16 protein-coding genes and 1 pseudogene are annotated in these 16,009 nt (G+C 62.2%); 4 read left to right on the top strand and 13 right to left on the bottom strand.

Going from position 1 to position 16,009, the window contains the following annotated elements; genetic code table 11:
• Positions 1-115 precede the first annotated feature (115 nt).
• The 12 genes and pseudogenes from ACHMW7_RS20260 to ACHMW7_RS20315 all read right to left on the bottom strand — a co-directional run bounded on the left by ACHMW7_RS20260 (position 116) and on the right by ACHMW7_RS20315 (position 11,121).
• Positions 116-1,028, bottom strand: a pseudogene (locus ACHMW7_RS20260) (ABC transporter substrate-binding protein).
• A gap of 156 nt (positions 1,029-1,184) precedes the next feature.
• Positions 1,185-2,387, bottom strand: coding sequence for an MFS transporter (locus tag ACHMW7_RS20265; protein WP_395447300.1), 1,203 nt, complete (start codon positions 2,385-2,387; stop codon positions 1,185-1,187).
• On the bottom strand, positions 2,384-2,884 hold the full coding sequence (gene nusB / locus ACHMW7_RS20270) for a transcription antitermination factor NusB (protein ID WP_395447301.1): 501 nt from the start codon (positions 2,882-2,884) through the stop codon (positions 2,384-2,386). The genes ACHMW7_RS20265 and nusB overlap by 4 nt, the downstream gene beginning before the upstream one ends.
• Positions 2,881-3,345, bottom strand: a complete 465-nt coding sequence (locus ACHMW7_RS20275; protein WP_395447302.1) for a 6,7-dimethyl-8-ribityllumazine synthase — start codon at positions 3,343-3,345, stop codon at positions 2,881-2,883. The genes nusB and ACHMW7_RS20275 overlap by 4 nt, the downstream gene beginning before the upstream one ends.
• A 114-nt stretch (positions 3,346-3,459) precedes the next feature.
• Entirely contained in the window at positions 3,460-4,077 is a 618-nt protein-coding gene (locus ACHMW7_RS20280; protein ID WP_395447303.1) for a riboflavin synthase, read from the bottom strand.
• Entirely contained in the window at positions 4,077-5,201 is a 1,125-nt protein-coding gene (ribD, locus tag ACHMW7_RS20285; protein ID WP_395447304.1) for a bifunctional diaminohydroxyphosphoribosylaminopyrimidine deaminase/5-amino-6-(5-phosphoribosylamino)uracil reductase RibD, read from the bottom strand. Before ribD ends, ACHMW7_RS20280 begins: the two co-directional genes overlap by 1 nt.
• Before the next feature lie 3 nt (positions 5,202-5,204).
• Entirely contained in the window at positions 5,205-5,669 is a 465-nt protein-coding gene (nrdR, locus tag ACHMW7_RS20290; RefSeq protein WP_214385016.1) for a transcriptional regulator NrdR, read from the bottom strand.
• Positions 5,670-5,866: 197 nt separating this feature from the next.
• A complete protein-coding gene (gene glyA / locus ACHMW7_RS20295) occupies positions 5,867-7,168 on the bottom strand; it encodes a serine hydroxymethyltransferase (protein WP_214385015.1) in 1,302 nt (433 codons plus the stop codon).
• A gap of 178 nt (positions 7,169-7,346) precedes the next feature.
• The gene (locus ACHMW7_RS20300; RefSeq protein WP_395447305.1) at positions 7,347-8,600 is read right to left on the bottom strand and encodes a murein L,D-transpeptidase; all 1,254 of its coding nucleotides are present in this window, start codon (positions 8,598-8,600) and stop codon (positions 7,347-7,349) included.
• Between the two features lie 332 nt (positions 8,601-8,932).
• Positions 8,933-9,448, bottom strand: coding sequence for a transcriptional regulator LdtR (ldtR, locus tag ACHMW7_RS20305; RefSeq protein WP_109576855.1), 516 nt, complete (start codon positions 9,446-9,448; stop codon positions 8,933-8,935).
• Positions 9,449-9,664: 216 nt separating this feature from the next.
• Positions 9,665-10,057, bottom strand: a complete 393-nt coding sequence (locus ACHMW7_RS20310) for a DUF6163 family protein (RefSeq protein ID WP_395451380.1) — start codon at positions 10,055-10,057, stop codon at positions 9,665-9,667.
• A gap of 26 nt (positions 10,058-10,083) precedes the next feature.
• The gene (locus tag ACHMW7_RS20315; RefSeq protein ID WP_395451381.1) at positions 10,084-11,121 is read right to left on the bottom strand and encodes an enoyl-CoA hydratase/isomerase family protein; all 1,038 of its coding nucleotides are present in this window, start codon (positions 11,119-11,121) and stop codon (positions 10,084-10,086) included.
• A 143-nt stretch (positions 11,122-11,264) separates the two neighbouring features.
• On the opposite strand from ACHMW7_RS20315, the gene hemB reads away from it, so the two are divergent.
• From hemB to ACHMW7_RS20335, 4 genes are all read left to right on the top strand, one after another.
• The gene (hemB, locus tag ACHMW7_RS20320) at positions 11,265-12,296 is read left to right on the top strand and encodes a porphobilinogen synthase (RefSeq protein ID WP_395447306.1); all 1,032 of its coding nucleotides are present in this window, start codon (positions 11,265-11,267) and stop codon (positions 12,294-12,296) included.
• A gap of 117 nt (positions 12,297-12,413) precedes the next feature.
• On the top strand, positions 12,414-12,884 hold the full coding sequence (locus tag ACHMW7_RS20325; RefSeq protein WP_395447307.1) for an RDD family protein: 471 nt from the start codon (positions 12,414-12,416) through the stop codon (positions 12,882-12,884).
• A 140-nt stretch (positions 12,885-13,024) separates the two neighbouring features.
• Entirely contained in the window at positions 13,025-13,780 is a 756-nt protein-coding gene (locus ACHMW7_RS20330; RefSeq protein WP_395447308.1) for an arginyltransferase, read from the top strand.
• 52 nt (positions 13,781-13,832) lie between these two features.
• Positions 13,833-14,735, top strand: a complete 903-nt coding sequence (locus ACHMW7_RS20335; RefSeq protein ID WP_395447309.1) for a DMT family transporter — start codon at positions 13,833-13,835, stop codon at positions 14,733-14,735.
• A 47-nt stretch (positions 14,736-14,782) separates the two neighbouring features.
• Here ACHMW7_RS20335 and ACHMW7_RS20340 read toward each other — a convergent pair whose 3' ends face one another.
• Positions 14,783-15,943 (bottom strand): AI-2E family transporter, encoded by a 1,161-nt coding sequence (locus ACHMW7_RS20340; protein WP_395451382.1) that lies wholly within the window; start codon positions 15,941-15,943, stop codon positions 14,783-14,785.
• Positions 15,944-16,009 lie beyond the last annotated feature (66 nt).

Genomic DNA, 16,009 nt, shown 5'->3' on the forward strand with positions numbered 1-16,009 from the left:
CGAAAATCGGAACCCATTTTCGGAAAAGGTCATGCACAGAATTCTCAATCTTACAGCGTCCTTTGCGCGCCCGAAAAGGACGCGCGGCGCTGTACATGAGGCGCGCCGGGGAAGCTTACTTCAGAAAGCCGTTCTTCTTCAGGAAATCTTCAGCGACAGCCTTGGCCGGCTCACCGCCGACCTGAACACGGCCGTTGAGCTCCTGCAGCGTGACGAGATCGAGCTTCTCGAACACCGGCTTGAGCAGGGTCTCGATCTCTGGGTGCTCCTTGAGCACGGCCTCGCGGATGATCGGCGCCGGCTGGTAGACCGGCTGCACGCCCTTGTCGTCGTCGAGCACGACGAGGCCGGAAGGGGCAATACCCCCCGTCGGTGCCATAGACCATCGCGGCATTGGCGCCGTTGGTCTGGTTGGCTGCAGCGCCGATGGTGGCAGCGGTGTCACCGCCCGAGAGCGTGATCAGTTGCTCGGGCTTGAGGGTGAAGCCGTAGGTCGTCTGGAAGGCCGGAAGGGCCGCAGCCGAATTGACGAACTCGGACGAGGCCGCAAGCACGACAGTGCCGCCGCCAGCGACGTATTTGCCGAAGTCGCTGAGGGTTGCCAGCTTGTTGGCCTCGGCGACGTCCTTGCGCAGGGCGATCGCCCAGGTGTTGTTGGCTGGCGACGGCGACAGCCAGACGATCTTGTTGGCGTCGTAGTCGAGCTTCTTGGCGGTCTCGAAACCCTTGGCGGCATCCTTCCAGAGCGGATCATCGGCCTTTTCGAAGAAGAAGCCGGCATTGCCGGTATATTCGGGATAGATGTCGATCTCGCCTGCTGTGATCGCCTTGCGCACGACGGGTGTCGCACCGAGCTGGATGCGGTCGGTTGTGGCGATGTTGTTGGCATCGAGCACGGCCTTGATGATGTTGCCGAGCACGCCGCCTTCGGTATCGATCTTGGAAGACACCACCACCTGCGCGCTCGCGGCACTGGTGGCGAGGCCGAGCGCGATGATCGCTGCGGCGATTGTTGTGGTCTGACGCATAATGAAGCCCCTTCTCGTTCCCGGAAATCGGTGGCCGCATATGAGCATGGCGGCCTAGCTTCCGTCGGGGCATACGGTTTCACAATGCGCAGGGCCTGCGCAATATTTTTTTGTAGTTCGAAGAAATCGGCAGCTATGGCTACCGACAACGTCCTGTCAGGTGGTTTGGCGCTGGTGCGTCAGTGACAGAGTCGCCAGCGCCGCCAAGCTGATGACGCAGACCGGGAAGACGATCCAGTTGAGCATTTCCCAGCCATAGGCGTTGTAGACCGCACCGGACATCAGCGAGGCGAAGGCGACCGCGCCGAACAGGACGAAGTCGTGGAAGCCCTGGACCTTGCCCTTTTCCGACGGGCGATAGGTGTCGGCGACAATCGCGGTCGAGCCGATGAAGCCGAAGTTCCAGCCAAGGCCGAGCAGGATCAGCGCGGTCCAGAACTGCCACAGCGCGATGCCTGAAAGGGCGACGATGGCACAGCCGATCAGCAGGAACAGGCCCAATGCCACGATACGTTCGGCGCCGAAGCGTTGGATCAGCCGGCCGGTGAAGAAGCTCGGGCCGAACATCGCCATGACATGCCAGGAAATGCCAAGCGTCGCCTCGTCGGGCGAGAAGCCACAGCCGACCATCGCCAGTGGCGCTCCGGTCATGACGAAGCTCATCAGCGTGTAAGTACCGACGCCGCAGATCAGGGCCGCGGCGAAGCGCGGCTGGCTGATGATCTCCATCAAAGGGCGTGCGTCGGACTGGTCGACGGCGGCAACGGTCCCGCCGCTTGCCTTGACCCGCAGAAAAGCCAGGATCACGGCGCCAACGGCCGAAAGCCCGATGATCGCGGCAAAGGAGCCGGCGAACATGATGGGCGCGAACAATTCACGGGTGAAGATGACGATCTGCGGCCCGAGGATGGCAGTGATGATGCCGCCGGCCAGCACAAAGGAAATGGCATTGGCCTTGAATTCTGGCGGCGCATTGTCCGCAGCGGCAAAGCGGAACTGCTGCACGAACGCATTGCCGATGCCGATGATCAGCAGGCCGAAGGCAAACAGCCAGAACTCCGAGCGGAACAGGGCGAGTGTTGCGATCGCTCCGCCGGCCGCAGTCACTGCCGTACCGAACATGAAACCGCTGCGCTGACCAAGACCGCGAATGATCGCCGCTGCCGGCAGCGCGCCGAGCGCCATGCCGACGCTGAAACCAGTGACGGGCGCTGTCGCCAGCGACTTGTCAGTGTCGAGCAGATAAAAACCAGCCAATCCGCCGATAGACAAGGCTATAGGCGCGGCCGAACCGATGATGGCTTGCGATGCGGCGAGAATGTATGCAGTGCGCCGCGCCTCGCGTTCGCCACCAGTCATAGTGCGTCCTTGCCCTTACCCTCGCCGCGCAGCTTGCGGGAGACACGGTCGAGTACGGCGTTGACGAGCTTGGGCTCGTCGTCGGCATAGAAGGCCTTGGCGATGTCGACATATTCCGAGACGATCACGGCCACGGGCACGTCCTGGCGCTTCATCAGCTCGTACACACCGGCGCGCAGGATGGCGCGCAGCGTCGAATCGAGGCGCGACAATGGCCAGTCCTCGGTCAAAGCCTCGCGGATGACCGGATCGACAAACTTCTGGTTCTCGACGACACCGGCGAGGATCGCGCGGAACCACTGGGCGTCAGCTTCGCGGTAAAGCGCGCCGTCGACTTCCTTGCCAAGGCGAAATGCCTCGTATTCGGCAGTGATTTCGAGCAGGCCGCTGCCGGCGACGTCCATCTGGTAGAGGGCCTGCACGGCAGCCAGACGGGCGGCACCGCGCTTGTTGGCGTGGCGGATGGGCGGCTGGCCGTTATCTTCAGGAGACGTCACGAGCGGGCTGCTCCGAGTTTTTCGCGCACCGCGATCATAGTGAGTGCGGCGCGCGCGGCAAAGCCGCCCTTGTCGCCTTCGTTGCGGCGGGCGCGCGCCCAGGCCTGGTCGTCGTTTTCGACGGTCAGGATACCGTTGCCGATGGCAATCGATTCCGCGACCGAAAGATCCATCAGCGCGCGGCAGGATTCGTTGGCGACGATATCGAAGTGATAGGTCTCGCCGCGGATGACGGTGCCGAGCGCGACGTAGCCATCATACTGGGTACCTTCATCGTCGGCTGCATCGAGTGCGAACGAGATCACGGCTGGAATTTCGAGCGCACCGGGAACGGTCACGACGTCATAGGCTGCACCAGCGGCGTCCAGGGCAGCCTTGGCGCCATCCAGCAGCGCATCCGCGAGGTCGTCGTAAAAGCGCGCCTCGACGATGAGGAGCTGCAGTTTCTTGTCGTTGGCCATGTAAAATCTCCGGCGGGAGCGGCTGACTTAGGCCGAACCGGGTGAGTGCGCAAGCGAAGTGTTAAGCACTGTGGCAGGAAACCGCTGCCGACCGACCCGCAGCTGCGCTCCGCGTCAGAGCCCTTGCCTGGCCGCCTCGGCAAGACGCGCAGCATAACGCGCCATGGTGTCGATCTCGAGATTGACCCGGTCGCCGACCTTGCGCTCGCCCCAGGTGGTAACCTGCAACGAATGGTGGATCAGCAGAACGTCGAAACGCGTGCCCTCGACCTTGTTGACAGTCAGCGAGGTGCCATCGAGCGCGACGGAACCCTTGGGTGCGATGAACCTTGCCAGGTCCCGCGGCGCCTCCAGGCGGAAGCGTACCGCCTCGCCTTCATCCTCGCGCGCGACGATCTCGGCCATGCCGTCGACATGGCCCGAAACGATGTGGCCACCGAGCTCGTCGCCGATCTTGAGCGCGCGTTCGAGATTGATCTTTCGGCCGGCAGCCCAGTCGCTGGCTGTGGTCAGTCGAAGCGCCTCTTCCCAGGCCTCGACCTCGAACCAGCGGGCGTTGGACGTTGCTTCAGGTAGCGTGACCACCGTCAGGCAAACACCGGAGCAGGAAATCGAAGCACCGATGTCGATCGTCTTGGGGTCATAGGCCGTGTCGATGCGCAGGCGCACGCCCTGGTCGAGCTGCGCTGCGGACGCAACTGTGGCGACGTCGGTAACGATCCCGGTAAACATCAGATTTCCCTTATCCATTCGGCAAAAGTGTCCTCGCCATAGCGCGCCTCGCGCATCAGGCTGAACCCTGCCGGTATATGGTCGCGGCCGATCGGGGCTGCAATGCCATCGGCGCCAATCGCCTCGGGGCCGTAGAAAAGCATGATGCGGTCGACGAGTTCCTCTTCGAGAAAGGCCCGCGCCGTATCCGCGCCGCCTTCGACGATGACCCGCGACATGCCTTGATTGCCCAGATCCTCAAGCAATTCGGGAAGAGCGACGCGACCGTCAAACGACTCGGTAGCCAGCAGCTTCACTCCCGCTCGCTCGAGCTCGGCCCTGTTCATGGTGCTGCTTTCGGCACATGCGGCAACGAGCACCGGAACGTCATGTGCCGATCGCGCCAGCTTCGACGCCACAGGAAGTCGCGCGAGCCTGTCGAGCACGATGCGGGCCGGCGAGCGGCTTCGGAGACCGGGTAGGCGTACCGTCAGCTCGGGATCATCGGCAAGCGCGGTACCGATGCCGATCAGGATCGCGTCGGTTTCGGCACGTATGATATGGACCTGGCGCCGGGCGATCTCGCCGGTGATCCCGATCTGCCCCTCGCCGCGGCGGCCGATCATGCCGTCAGCGGAAAGCGCAAGCTTCAGAATCACTTCCGGGCGCTTCCTCAGGGAGCGATTCATGTAGCCGGCGAGCTGATCGGCGGCCTCGCGGGCCAGCACGCCCTCCCTGACATCGATGCCGGCACTGCGAAGGATCGCATAACCCTTGCCGGAAACACGCGGATCTGGATCGCTGGCCGCTCCGACGACACGAGTAATGCCTGAAGTGACCAGTGCGTTGGCGCAAGGCGGGGTGCGGCCATGGTGAGCACAGGGCTCAAGCGTGACATAGGCAGTGGCGCCGCGCGCCAGTTCTCCCGCCTCGGCAAGTGCCTCGGCTTCGGCATGCGGTCGCCCGCCAATGGAGGTGACGCCGCGACCGACGATGACCGGGCCATTGCCGTCATCGCGAACGATCAATGTGCCCACGGCAGGATTGGTCGAGGTCAGGCCGAGGTGTTTGCGCGACAGCCTGAGAGCGGCTGCCATGTAGCGGCAATCAATCCTGTCTTGCTGGGATGCACTGCTGCTGGCCATGATTCAACCGGCGTCCTCGTCGCCCTTGAGTTCGCCCAGCACGTCGTGGAAATCCTTGGCCTCGCGGAAATTGCGATAGACCGAGGCGAAACGCACATAAGCGACATCGTCGAGCGTCTTCAGCGCCTCCATCACCAGGCGGCCGATCTCGCCGGAAGGAACCTCGGTTTCGCCGGAGCTTTCGAGCTGGCGAACAATGCCAGTCACGGCGCGTTCGATGCGTTCGGGATCGACATTGCGCTTGCGCACCGCGATCTCGACCGAACGCGCAAGCTTGTCGCGGTCGAACGGCACCTTGCGGCCGGTCTTCTTGAGCACGACGAGGTCGCGCAGCTGGACGCGCTCGAAGGTGGTGAAGCGGCCGCCGCAGACCGGACAGATGCGCCGGCGGCGGATTGCGGCGCCATCTTCTGCCGGACGAGAGTCCTTCACCTGCGTGTCTTCAGACTGGCAATATGGGCAACGCATCGTTCAGCCTTGTCATTCGAATCCTCGACCGGAAAAGGCTTAACCCATCGCCCGGGAAATCGGAACCATGATCGGGACAGGCGCAGTCAGCTTTCGGCGATCTCTCCCGACCAAAAAGCAAGAGCCCCACCCCGGATTTGCCAGGGTGGAGCTCCAATCAGTTGCGGAAGTCCGAGAGCCTATCCCGGCTCATTCGGCTAGCCGAGGTAAGGATAGAGCGGGAAGCGCTCGGTCAGGCTGACGACCTTCTGCTTGACGGCAGCCTCGACGGCGGCATTGCCCTCGTCGGAATTGGCGACCTTAAGCCCGTCAAGCACTTCGGTGATCAACTGGCCGATCTCGCGGAACTCGGCCTCGCCGAAGCCGCGGGTCGTGCCAGCCGGCGTGCCGAGACGGACACCCGAGGTGACGAAGGGCTTTTCCGGGTCGAAGGGAATGCCGTTCTTGTTGCAGGTGATGTTGGCGCGGCCCAGGGCTGCTTCGGCGCGCTTGCCGGTGGCGTTCTTGGGGCGCAGGTCGACCAGCATCAAATGGTTGTCAGTGCCACCCGAAACGATGTCGAGGCCGGTGTCCTTGAGGCTCGCGGCCAGTGCCTTGGCGTTGGCGACGACATTGGCGGCGTAGGTCTTGAACTCGGGCTTCAGCGCCTCGCCGAAGGCCACTGCCTTGGCGGCGATGACATGCATCAGCGGGCCGCCCTGCAGGCCGGGGAACACCGCCGAATTCATCTTCTTGGCGATGTCCTCGTCATTGGTCAGGATCATGCCGCCGCGCGGGCCACGCAGCGACTTGTGGGTGGTGGTGGTGACGACATGGGCGTGCGGCAGCGGCGACGGATGCACACCGCCGGCAACCAGGCCAGCGATATGGGCCATGTCGACCATCAGATAGGCGCCAACTTCGTCGGCGATCTCGCGGAAGCGCTTCCAGTCCCAGATGCGGGAATAGGCGGTGCCGCCGGCAAGGATCAGCTTCGGCTTGTTTTCGCGGGCCAAGCGCGCGACCTCGTCCATGTCGAGCAGATTGTCGTCCTTGCGCACGCCGTAGGAGACGACCTTGAACCACTTGCCGGACATATTGACCGGCGAACCATGGGTCAGGTGACCGCCCGAATTCAAGTCGAGGCCCATGAAGGTGTCGCCCGGCTGCAGCAGAGCCAGGAACACCGCCTGGTTCATCTGGCTGCCGGAGTTGGGCTGGACGTTGGCGAATTTGCAGTCGAACAGCTTCTTGGCGCGCTCGATGGCGAGTTCCTCGGCAACGTCGACGAACTGGCAGCCGCCATAGTAGCGCTTGCCCGGATAACCCTCGGCATATTTGTTGGTCATGATCGAGCCCTGCGCCTCGAGAACGGCGCGGGAAACGATATTTTCCGAGGCAATCAGCTCGATCTCGTGGCGCTGGCGGCCAAGCTCATTGCGGATCGAGCCGAAGATTTCCGGATCGGCCTCCGAAAGCGGGGTTCCAAAAAAGGATTCGAGTTGTTTCGAAGCGGCCATGGCGAAAGATCCTTGCTGTCCGGAGGGGCATCGGGGAGGTTCGGCGCGCATTAACACACTTGCCCCAGCGTCGCCACGTTTGCCGCGCGAAATTTCGTGGTCGCTTTGCGCCAAAAGGCAACTGCAACGAAAAAGGCCGCCCCGAGGGGCGGCCTTTCGATTGGTCGTTGCGGCTCGTTCAGAGCGCCGAGGTGATCTGCAGCTCGTCGACGCCGTCGCGGCCATAGATGTCGTCCCGGAACTGGACGACGCCATCGCCGGTCGACCATGCCGAGACGTAGGTGAAATAGACCGGCACCGGGTTGGTGACAGGGACCGGTGTATTTTCGCCCGACTTGATGGCTTGCTCGAAATGCGAGCGGCTCCAGCCCGGCGTGTCGCGCAGGATCCAGGTGACGAGGTCGCGCACGTTCTGGACGCGGACGCAGCCCGAGGAATCGAAGCGCATCAGCTTGCCGAACAGGCTCTGTTGCGGCGTGTCGTGCATGTAGACGCCATCCGGGCTCGGGAAGTTGATCTTCACCGAAGCCATAGCGTTGTTGGCGCCCGGATCCTGACGGAAGCGGTACTTCGCCGCCTCTTCCGTCGACCAGTCGACATTCATCGGATCGACTTCGCTGCCATCAGGCGCAAACAGCCGAATCTTGTTGTCGGTCAGGTAGTTCGGGTTCTTGCGCATCAGCGGGATGATGTCCTTGCGGACGATCGACACCGGTGCGTTCCAGTACGGATTGACGACGATCTCGTTGATCTTCGAGTTGACGATCGGCGACTGGCGGTCGACCTTGCCGACGATCGCCGTGTGGCGCAGCACGACGCGGTCGTTCTCGACCGCTTCGACCTGGGCAGCCGGGATGTTGACGTTGACATAGCGCTGGCCGAGCGTGCCGGCCTGAGCCTGGATGCGACCGAGGTTGGTCTCGAGCTGGCCGAGGCGAACCTGGGCGCTGATGTTCATCGCCGCATAGGTGTACTGGCCCATGACGCCGTCATCCGGCAGGCCATGGCGCGCCTGGAAGCGCTTCAACGCCGCATCGACATAAGTGTCGAACGAGTCGGAAAGGCCAGCGCGCGGCGACAAATCGCCCGAAACCATCAAACGCTTGCGCAGAACCTGGACATCGGGATCCTCGACGCCGAGCCTGAGCTTCTTGGTGGCCGGAACGACCGGCCAGCCGCCCTGGGCGACGATGTTCTGGTACTGGGCGATCGCCTGCTGGGTGAAGGCGGCGGTCTGCTGGGTGAACACGGGCAGCGTGCTGGCAACCTTGGCACCTTGGCTGACGCGAGCGTCGAACTGGTCGTCCCAGTTGCCGCGGCGCGACGAGCCGAGAACTTCGCCGATCACATCCTGGGCGCTGGCAGCACCCGACAAGGCTGCCATGGCGATCGCGCCGGCACCGGTGAGAAAGAAACGGCGGCTAGTTTTCATGGGGCGTTCCAGACATATTCGCGCAACTCAACCGGCAGGAGGTTTTCCCGCAACGATATGACGGCCATGCTTAACAATTAGCCAACCATAACCCGATAGCCAACCATAACCCGACATCGCCAACGCGTGAAACGCGACTTCATTCGCGCGGGTTGTTGACGGCCGAACAGGCAGATCTGGCACATCACTGCTTTTCGATAGTCATCCGAATATGGCGGCAACATGGCTTGTGTACCTTCTATTGCTTGCCGCTGAGCTAAAAAGGAAGAGCCGGTGCATTTCTGCAACCGGCCCTGCGACTGGAGGTCGTTCCTTTTGACGGGCTGAAACGCTTACATGCGGTAAGCGATGGTGTCGTTCCAGAAGCGGTCGAGGCGCTGCAGGGCGCGGTTCATCTGCTTGAACTCGTCGGTGTTGATGCCGCCGACATGTTCGATCGAGCCGACATGGCGATCGTAAAGGCCGGCGACCACTTCGGCCACGTCCTGGCCCTTCGGCGTCAGGCTGACACGGACCGAGCGACGGTCGATGCGCGAACGCTGATGATTGATGAAGCCGAGCTCGACCAGCTTCTTGAGATTGTAGGAGACGTTCGAGCCGAGATAGTAGCCGCGTGAGCGCAATTCGCCGGCGGTCAGTTCTGCATTGCCGATGTTGAAAAGCAGCAGAGCCTGGATCGCATTGATGTCGCTGCGGCCATTGCGGTCGAACTCATCCTTGATAACGTCAAGAAGACGACGATGAAGTCTTTCAACCAGCTGCAACGATTCCATGTAAAGCGAGCGGATCGCTTCGTTACGGTCCTCGGAAACCATGGCGGGCTTAGCCACCTGACGCGAATTGATCATTGTCTTTGCCTCTCTGTTTTCGCCTGGTGACTTTTTTGTTTGATGTCACCTTGATCGCGAACTTATCGAATACCCATAAAATTCGACTTAAACGTCAGGCTTAACAAGGGCTTACCAGGCACTGGTTTCGAAAAGAGGGTTAATGAAAGCCCTTCCGAGTAAGAATAATTAACCTTGTATTTTACGGGTTGGCCGGCAACGCGCTGAAAGCGTTGGCTACTGCGCGGCGCGGCGCCTTTTCAGGTGCAGGACAATGCGGAAGGCTGCGTAAATCAATGCCACCACAATGTGGGAGACGACGATCAGCGGCCGGCTGCCGAACAGATTGGGGAAGCCGGCATACATGACGACCTCGGTCGCAGCGCAAATGAACCAGATGACCGGCCCCCACGATGACAACATCCACAGGCCGATGGCAGCGAAGGGGAAAAAGACCGACAGCGTCACCGCTGCGACCTGCCAATGAATCGGCATCAGGTCGAAGCGCCAGAGCGGACCGTCGTAGACGCCGATGAGGCGGACCCAGTAGAGAATGCCGAACAGCAGGCAGTAGCCAGCCACCACGCGCAGGAACAAGGCGAAGGCGCTCTCGATCGCCGACGGGTGCATCTCGCGGAGACGGCTTGCGCTGTCGTTCACAGGGCAAGTTCCCTGTCGCCAAGCGTTTCGAAATAGCGGTCGATGTCGGCCGGATCGACATCTCCAAGCCGCGCAGGCTGCCATTGCGGCACAGAACCCTTGTCGATGAGCACGGCGCGGATGCCCTCATAGAAATCGCGACCGGCCAGCATGCGGTTCAGGATGCGGAATTCCATCCGCATGCAATCGTCCATCGACATGGTCAACCCAGCCCTGACCTGGCGGAAAGCAACCGATAGGCTGGTCGGCGAACGCGACAGGATGGTCGCAAGCGCCTTTTGGGCGAACTCGCTCGTGTCGGTTTCGAGGCTTGCAATGACACCGGCGAGCGTCGGTTCGGAGAAATGCCGGGCAATGGCCTCAAGCGTTTCGCGCTCGGTCTCACGCTTGGCCGGCCGGAAGAAATTGCGCAGGACCGCTTCCGACTCGCCGGTTTCGCAAAGGCGCTCCAAAAGCCCGATCTGCCCGTCTGCCGAAATGGTGTGCGTCGCAAGGCCCGACCACAGCGCATCGCCATAGCGGATCCTGTTGCCGGTCAGCGCCAGATACATGCCAAAATAGCCGCCGAGATCGGGCAGCAAATGGCTGCCGCCGACATCGGGGAAAAAGCCAATGCCGACTTCGGGCATGGCGAATTGCGCGTTTTCGGTCAGCACCCGATGCGAGCCGTGAAACGAGATGCCGACGCCGCCACCCATGACGATGCCGTCGATCAACGAGATGTAGGGCTTCGGAAAACGCTGGATCTGGGCGTTGAGCCGGTACTCGTCGGCGAAGAAATCGACTGGCGGGCGACCGGCGAGACCGGCGTGATAGACATGCAGGATGTCGCCGCCGGCGGAAAACGCCCTGCCCTCAGCCTTGACGATGACCAGCGCCACGTCGCGGTCGGCCTGCCAGGCGTCGAGCGCCCGCGACAGCGCAAGAACCATCTTGTGGGTCAGTGCGTTCAGCGCCTGCGGTCGCGTCAGGGTGACGACGCCGGCCGCTCCGGAGCGCTCGAAGCGGATTTCGTCGTCGCCGCCAAAGTCCATGTCCACTGGAATCCCTCACATTCGGGCTGAGTGTGCAGAGCTAATGTGGAGCGCATGGGTGCGTCAATGCCGCAGGTCCCATCCAGCATCTTGGTCTTGGGCAAACCGGCATGCTAAAAACTGCACATTGCCGGAGAATGCCGATGAACAAGTTCACCCCAGCCAAGCCAGCCGGCGCACGCAGCGTCGACGAGATCACCGGCAGCCGCCGCCTCCGCCGCATGCGCAAGGCCGACTGGTCGCGCCGCCTCGTGCAGGAAAACCGCCTGAGCGTCGACGATCTGATCTGGCCGATCTTCATCATCGAAGGCGAGAACCGCAAGGAAATCATTCCGGCGATGCCCGGCGTGTTCCGCATGTCGGTCGATCTCGCCGTCAAGGAAGCGGAGCGCGCGGCAAAGCTCGGCATTCCGGCACTCGCGACCTTCCCCAATGTCGAGATGGGCCTGCGCGACCAGACCGGTGCGCATATCCTCGAGCCCGACAACATCATCAACCGCGCCACCCGCGCCATCAAGGCGGCCGTGCCGGAGATCGGCATCATCACCGACGTGGCGCTCGACCCGTTCACCAGCCATGGCCACGATGGCATCCTGCGCGACGGCATCATCGTCAATGACGAGACAGTTGCCCAGGTGGCAGCCGCAGCCGTACTGCAGGCCGCCGCCGGCTCCGACATCATTGCGCCTTCCGACATGATGGACGGCCGCATCGGCGCCATCCGCGACGCGCTCGACGACAATGGCTTCCACGACGTGGCGATCATGTCTTATGCGACCAAGTTCGCTTCGGCCTTCTACGGCCCCTACCGCGAGGCCATCGGCACGCAGGGCCTGCTCAAGGGCGACAAGAAGACCTACTACATCGACCACGCCAACTCGGACGAAGCAGTTCGCGAGGCCGAACAGGATCTCGCCGAGGGCGCCGACATGCTGATGGTCAAGCCCGGCCTGCCCTATCTCGACATCATCCATCGGCTGAAGGGAGAGTTCCGCGTGCCAACCTTCGCCTACCAGGTGTCGGGCGAATATTCGATGATCAAGGCAGCTGATGCCAATGGCTGGATCGACGGTGAAAAGGCGATGCTGGAAAGCCTGCTCGCCTTCAAGCGCGCCGGTTGCGACGGCATCCTGACCTATTTCGCGCCCGAGGTTGCCGAGATGCTGAAGGGTTGAGGCAGAGCTTGCACCCGAGCGGATTTGCGCCAGCGCGCGCCAGAATTCTTGAATCCGGCGCTGCAATTCCCATTTGTTTTCCTGCGCGGGCAATCTCGTCCGCCAATAGAGGAAGCTATGACCGCACGCGTTCTGGACGGCGAAATCATCAACAGCAGGCTCGACGACAGCCGCGCCTATGACGGCGTGCGCACCCGCCGCATCCTGGCGTTCCTGATCGACTATCTGATCGTCGGCCTTTTGATGATCCCCTTCGCCATCGTCATCTTCTTTCTCGGCATCCTGACGCTAGGCCTCGGCTGGGCGTTGTTTGGCGTCCTGTTTCCCGTCGTTGCCTTGCTTTACATCTGGATGACGCTCGGTGGACCGGACCAGGCAACGACCGGCATGCGCATGATGGGCATCCGTCTCGACCGCCTCGACGGCAGGCCGATCGATGGTCTTCTGGCGGTGGTTCACTCGGTGCTGTTCTGGGCCGGCAACGTCGTTCTGACGCCGCTGGTGCTGCTGGTCACGCTGTTTTCCGACCGCAAGCGCACGCTGCACGACCTGCTGCTCGGCACCGTGGTCAGCCGCAGCGACAGCTAAAATTGCCATTCGGCGAGTCAAAACCGGCACTTGCGCCAAAATGTGAAGGCAAAGAGTCTGATTGCCTTCACATTCATGTTGAATTTTTCGCCGGCAGCGCCAAGCTAGGGAACATTGATTGGGAGTCTTCCTGACGCTCGATGACGCAGCATCCGACCCATTCTCCGCAATTCTTCCTGACGGCGCCGTCCCCCTGCCCCTATCTTGAGGGACAGTTCGAACGGAAAGTCTTTACGCACCTGGTCGGCGACAAGGCGCCGGAGATGAACGACCTGCTGACCCAGGGCGGCTTCCGGCGTTCGCAGAACATCGCCTATCGCCCCGCCTGCGAGACCTGCCGCGCCTGCGTCTCGGTCCGCATCCTGGCCCAAGAGTTCAAGGCGACGCGCAACATGCGCCGGGTGATCGAGCGCAACTCCGACCTCGTCGGCGCCATGCACGACGCCGAGCCTTCGACCGAGCAATATTCGCTGTTCCGTTCCTATCTCGATGCCCGCCACCGCAAGGGCGGCATGTCCGACATGACGGTGCTCGACTACGCCATGATGGTCGAGGACACGCATGTGGTCACCAAGGTGATCGAATACCGCCGCCGCGGCCCCGATACCTTCATCACCGGGCAGGGCCAGGGCGAATTGATGGCGGTGGCGCTGACCGACCAGATGTCGGACGGCCTGTCTATGGTCTATTCCTACTACAATCCGGAAATGGACGAACGCTCGCTTGGCACGTTCATGATCCTCGATCATATTGCCCGTGCGCGCGCCATGGGCCTGCCCCACGTCTATCTGGGCTACTGGGTCAACGGTTCGCGCAAGATGAACTATAAGGTACGCTTCACACCTCAGGAACATCTTGGCATGAAAGGCTGGGAACGTTTCGAAGGCGACATCTGAGCCCGTCCGGCCCGTTTTCCACGCTGCCGTCGACCATCTGGCAGGGAAATACGTGGCAAACACGCAATCGAACCATTCAAAAGGTCTGCTGCTGACCGGCCTCGGCGGCCTGGCGCTGACCGTCGACATTCCGCTGATCAAGCTCGCCGACGGCAATCATTGGTCGATACTGCTGATGCGCAGCGGCACCACGTTCATCGCGGCCATCATCATCTGGCTGGTCTGGCGCTCATTCAGCCGCAACGCGCCGCAGCTCATCCCAGGCCGTGCCGGTTTGGTCGTCGCCGGCCTGTACGGCATCGGATCGATCGCTTTCATCACTGCCGTCTACAACACGTCGACAGCCAACCTGGTCTTCATCCTGGCCTTCAACACGGTGTTTTCAGCTGTGCTGTCCTGGATGTTCCTGAGGGAGAGGCCACGCCCGGCGACCGTGCTCGCCATGCTGGCGATGGTCTGCGGCGTGCTCATCATTGTCAGCAGTTCGATCGGTACCGGCCACCTGTTCGGCGACCTGATGGCTGTATGCTCAGCCTTCTGCATCGCATCGGCCATCACCATTTCGCGCTCCAGCGGCAAGGACATGGGCTTCACCGCCCTTGTCGGTGTGCTCCTGCCAGGGCTGGTCGCAGCGTTCATGGTGTCCAAGACCGGTTTTCACGTCGAAGCCCCATGGTGGATCATCTTCAACGGCGCGGTGATCATGCCGATCTCGTTCTTCTGCCTCGCCAACGGCCCGAAATACATCTCCGGGCCGGAAGTCGCGATGTTCTATCTGCTCGAGACGGTGCTGGCGCCGATATGGGTGTGGATGATCTTCGCCGAGGTGCCGACCCGCAACAGTCTGATCGGCGGTGCGATCCTCATCATCACGCTTGTCGCCCACTCAGCCTGGCAGCTGTCCGAGGGTCGCAGGCGCAAGGCCAAGGCGAGGCTTGCAAGGCAACCGGCGTAGACCTGCCAGCTTTGTCGAGATCGCGACTGCTGTAGCCAGTTCGCGCTCTACCCGGCCTGCTTGGTCGGCACATTGTCGCGAATAGCCTCGATGGTGCGGGGGGTGTCGTTCTCCGGCAATGCGTTGGCCGCCGCCAGCATCGCCGCTTCGTCTGTCAGCTCGATCTCGCGAATCCACTCGCGCCAGATCGCGACCAGCAGTGCCATCAGCACCGGACCGATGAACAGGCCGAGCAGGCCCATTGTCTTGACGCCACCGATGAGACCGAAAAAGGTCGGCAGGAACGGCAGCTTGATCGGCCCACCGACGAGCTTTGGCCGCAACGTCTTGTCGACGATGAACAGCTCAGTCGCGCCCCAGGCAAACAGCACCGCACCGGCAACGGGCGAGCCGCTGGCGACCAGATAGACCGACACCAGCGTGAAGCACAGCGGCGCGCCGCCGGGAATCAGCGCCATGAAGCCGGTGATCACGCCCAATGTCACCGGGGACGGCACACCAGCGACCCAGTAGGCGACGCCGAGGACCACGCCCTCACCGATGGCAATGACCGTCATGCCCATGACCGTGGCACTGATCGTTTTGGGTACGACGCGCGAGATACGCTCCCAGCGCATCGGCAGGATACGCTCGCCCAGCCGGTCGAGCTGGGCGACGAAGGATTCGCCGTCGCGATAGGTGAAAAACAGCGCGATCAACATGAACAGCAGCGTCAGAAGGATGCCAAAGGCACTGCCGCCGAACGCGAGCACGCCTCGGTAGATGCTGCCGATATTGGCGCCGCTGACGAGCTGGATCAGCTCGCCGATGGCACCGGGATGGCCGACATTGCGCGTCCATTGCTCGTTCAGCCATTCGCCTGCGACCGGCAAGTTGGTGATCCATCCCGGTGTCGCCGCGCCATGCCGATTGGTTTCCACCGCCCAGCCGACCCAATCGCGGATTTCGTTGACGGCGTAGGTCGCAGCAAAAGAGATCGGCACGACCAGGAAAGCGACGATGAACAGCAACGCCAGCGTGGCGCCGATCGTCCTGTTGCCGTCGACAGCCGTCAAAAGCCGGCGATAAAGCGGCCAACTGGCGAATGCGATGACCAGGGCTGCCAGCACCGGCACCAGGAAGCCATGAAAGAAATAGATGCCCGCGGCGACGATCAGCACCAAAAGCCAGCGCGCGGCCGAAAGCGGCGGCACCAGCGCTGCACGCATCGGCTGGGATGGGCCGAACAGCCTCGGCTCTCGCTCCGGTTTGCGGGGATTGGTCACGTTCAAAGG

The organism is Aminobacter sp. UC22_36 (assembly GCF_044056035.1).
Lineage (GTDB): Bacteria > Pseudomonadota > Alphaproteobacteria > Rhizobiales > Rhizobiaceae > Aminobacter.